The organism is Microbacterium sp. MMO-56, assembly GCF_037146215.1.
Lineage (GTDB): Bacteria > Actinomycetota > Actinomycetes > Actinomycetales > Microbacteriaceae > Microbacterium.
This window is the reverse complement of the sequence record NZ_JBBCVW010000040.1, coordinates 1-2,049: the sequence shown is the minus strand read 5'-3', so window position 1 is coordinate 2,049 and position 2,049 is coordinate 1. Positions and strand designations below refer to the sequence as shown.

1 protein-coding gene is annotated in these 2,049 nt (G+C 62.7%); it reads left to right on the top strand.

What is annotated here, in order from left to right:
• Positions 1 to 289: 289 nt before the first annotated feature.
• Positions 290 to 670 carry a hypothetical protein gene (locus tag WFI00_RS17670; RefSeq protein WP_336633663.1) on the top strand — a complete coding sequence of 127 codons (381 nt, stop codon included), beginning with the start codon at positions 290 to 292 and terminating at the stop codon, positions 668 to 670.
• The last annotated feature ends 1,379 nt before the right edge of the window (positions 671 to 2,049 follow it).

Sequence of the window (2,049 nt, the reverse complement as noted above, 5' to 3'; positions counted from 1 at the left end):
GCATTCATCGCTCGGCTACCTCGCACCCGTCGACTACGCTCGGCAATGCACCCATCAATCGGAAACCGACGACTCGCACAGCGACCGGACCGAATGAAGGGGGCGGCCCAGGAGTACGTCAACCGCGACTCCGTTAGCGCATACACGAGTACGGAGCGTGGGGTGGCATGCGCTGAATGCGGGGATCGCGTCGTTTCGAGTGCGGGCGGTGGTGTTCTGGGAACTTGACCGGACCCTGCGGGTCGCGACGCGCTGCCTGGAATGAGTGAGCTCATGGCAACAGAAGGGTGTGACGTTGTTGTCGCACCAGGACTCCACCGAGGAACTGAACAGCGTCACCACCGACTCAAGACTCGCCACCGGCATGACGGCGTTACTTGAGTTGGCTGAGACAGACACAATGAGTGAGTGGCGGCGTGCGCGGAACGTCGCGCCGCGCAGGCAAGGTTCGTCAACGGTGGGCGCCGCCCGTTCGGCTGGCAACCCGGAACCCGAAAAACCGATACTTCTGGGCGCGCCTAAAACGACACCGCGACGAGCAGCAGGCATTGTGGCCTTGATCCTCGCCGGTGCAGACCTTCGCGAAGTCGCAGGGCGCTGGCAATCGCGATACGGGATCACCGGCGCCGACGGTGGGCTCGTGAGCGAGCAGAAGTGCGTGCCGCGTTGATCTCGCCCCGGATAGTCGCCTATCGCCAGTGCCGGTGCCACCGTACCCACGAGGCTTGCGTGTTGATCCGCTCGACTACATCGTTAGAACACTGGATGGGGGCCCGTGATCAGCAAGAACCTACGTGCTCGGGACTGCGCCGTGCTGGAGCTCGTTAGGACCACGTAGACGAGTTCCCGACTGGAGAAGCACAGTTCTGATTGTGTTTGCGGTCACACCGTAGTGCTTTCCGATAGATGCCAGACTGTACCCCTCCTCGTGGAGGGCGGCGCATTCCGCCGCTTGCGGCGGCAGCAGACCCTTGACTCGTGCGGGGACGTTCCGGCGTCGCAGGTGTTCGTTGACCGTGACGCGATGGATTCCGTATCGTGCGGCGAGCACGCTAACCAGATCGCCGTCCAGGTACTCTAGGACGAGTTGCGAGACTTGGTCTTCGTTGAGGCGGGTGACAGCCTTCCTAACTGACTGCGTGACAGGGCCTCTGGCGTCACCTCGGGTACTGGTGGACGTTGGTCGGGTCGAGCGGAGCGTCTCCTCTTTGCCCCGTCTTATCAGGGTTTTGACCGCTTCTCGAGGGTGACAAAACCTTCCCGTTCCGGCCACCGAATTGGTCTCTTGAGAACAAGCTGGCTTGTCAGAGCCATCCGCAGACAGCGTCTCTCCTCCGGGAGAGGCGCCGTGTGTCGTCCCGGGCACGGTGACGATGCCGGCGAACGGCTCGGTCGGCACGCCTTCCACGCTTTCGTCGCGTCTGGCGAGGATGCTCGTGAAGGACGCCTGGTCGTCCGTGCGACCTAGGGTGTCGCCCGCTGACGGTAGCAATCTCTGCGCTCCATACGCGTGGCTGGTGGGGCAGTCTTTCAAGACCTGATCGACACCATTGGGCCGGAACTCAATACACCGCAGATGACACAGCGGGGGGATTGTCATGCCGGGGGTGCGGAGCCCATCGATACTGGACGGGACAACCCGACCGGGGACCTCGAGAGCGGTCGGTCATCGAAACCGGGCTGGCGTCTGCCGTGGGGTGTTGCCTCCACCATGTTCACGAGGAGACCCGGAGGGACCTGGAATTGATAGCTGAAGAAGATCCCATCCGACCCAGGTATTCGTGGGGCATCTTGGCTGGATGATTGGTCTCTTGGTGACATGGGAGTCGATGGGGACGTGTGAGATCGATATCGACGCCTGGAATCCTGGAGAGAACCCGAATGAATGGGGCTTCCGGTGGGGAACGGTGGCTGTTTCTCTGGGGGCGGCTGCATTCTCGGCTCTGCGCATTCTGGGTGGGGTGAGGCGCTCGGGCGTGGCGTGACGGGGTGAGGTGGGTCGAGGCCCGGAGGATCGGTAGCGACCAAGCAACCTGTTCGTCCGGAGAC